This is a genomic window from Vibrio harveyi NBRC 15634 = ATCC 14126 = KCTC 12724, assembly GCF_001591145.1.
Classification (GTDB): domain Bacteria; phylum Pseudomonadota; class Gammaproteobacteria; order Enterobacterales; family Vibrionaceae; genus Vibrio; species Vibrio harveyi.
This window is the reverse complement of record NZ_BCUF01000133.1, coordinates 1-1,191: the sequence shown is the minus strand read 5'-3', so window position 1 is coordinate 1,191 and position 1,191 is coordinate 1. Positions and strand designations below refer to the sequence as shown.

Here is a 1,191-nt window from a genome sequence, read left to right as displayed (position 1 = left end):
AACCCAAAGCGATCGTAGTCCCTTAAGGTTAAAAATGAAGCATAAGCAGCTATATAAAAAATTAATAGAAGATGAACTGAATTTCATTCCTAATGGTGTAATTCAATTGAAATCTATATATGACCTAGTGCAGAAAAAGTATCCTGAGCTTTGCGATGATACCTGCATCTGTAGAGATATTTGCTCTCAAGGGACAAAAGAAGCTGAGTGGAAGCACCGAGTTAGAACGGTACTCTATCAACTCAAAAAGAAAGGGATCATCAAAAACGCCGAAGAAAGAGGCTTTTGGGTGTTCGGTGAGTTAAAGGCTGTTACGCCTATTGCATTTGATATCCCTAACGGTGAAATGGAACCAGAAAGGCGAGAGAGCGTAACGTATAGAGTTTTAAGAGATACGGCATTGGCACGAAAACTAAAGTTAATGTATGAAAATAAGTGCCAAATTTGTCGCAATACAATTAACTTGAAATCGGGTGCAACGTACTCTGAAGCCCATCATATTAAGCCTTTAGGTCGAGAGCATAATGGTCCTGACGTAGCAGGAAATATCGTCGTTCTTTGTCCAAATCATCATGTGATGTGCGACTATGGGGCTATCGCTCTTAACCTTTCTGAGCTTTATGTATGCTCAGGGCATGAAATCTCAGAAGAATACATTGAGTACCACAACATGAGTATCCATCAAAATGGGGTATAACAAAGCATTTAAGAGTGATTCGCAACGCTTGGCAGTTTCGCTTCGCTCAAGTATAGCCAAGCGTCGCTCACACCTTAATGCGGCGTTAGCCCTCAAATTTTTGGTTCGATTAAGGAGTTTTCAATGTCAGCAGTTCAATCAATTATGTCGCTAAGAAGTTCAGTTGGTTCGGTTGAAGTCGTCCGAGCCTTGGGTGCTGCGGGTGGAGCAGATGCGGTTAGTGCCATTATGTCCATAAGAAGTACAGTCGGAGCAGTAGAAGTTATTCGCGCACTAGGTGAAGCTGGTGGACCAGATGCGGTAAGTGCGATCATGTCTTTAAAAAGTACAGTTGGTGCAGTAGAAGTAATTCGAGCTTTAGGGGAAGCTGGAGGGGATGACGCAGCAAGTGCCATCATGTCACTTCAAAGCTCCGTTGGAGTCGTTGAGGTTATTCGAGCGCTAGGGCAAGCGGGCAAGAATAGAAACAAAGCGTAGTTTTAGGGCTAACAATC

2 protein-coding genes are annotated in these 1,191 nt (G+C 42.9%); both read left to right on the top strand.

The features are described from left to right. Window positions 1-697 (top strand): HNH endonuclease (locus VHA02S_RS24825; protein ID WP_306305197.1); only part of this gene is annotated, 697 nt, incomplete at its 5' end. A 123-nt stretch (window positions 698-820) separates the two neighbouring features. Next, the gene (locus VHA02S_RS24820; protein ID WP_001277175.1) at window positions 821-1,174 is read left to right on the top strand and encodes a hypothetical protein; all 354 of its coding nucleotides are present in this window, start codon (window positions 821-823) and stop codon (window positions 1,172-1,174) included. Window positions 1,175-1,191 lie beyond the last annotated feature (17 nt).

What these genes read in the sequence shown, in the direction of transcription:
- VHA02S_RS24820 (WP_001277175.1), top strand. Translation starts at nt 821, where the DNA reads ATGTCAGCAGTTCAATCAATTATGTCGCTAAGAAGTTCAGTTGGTTCG.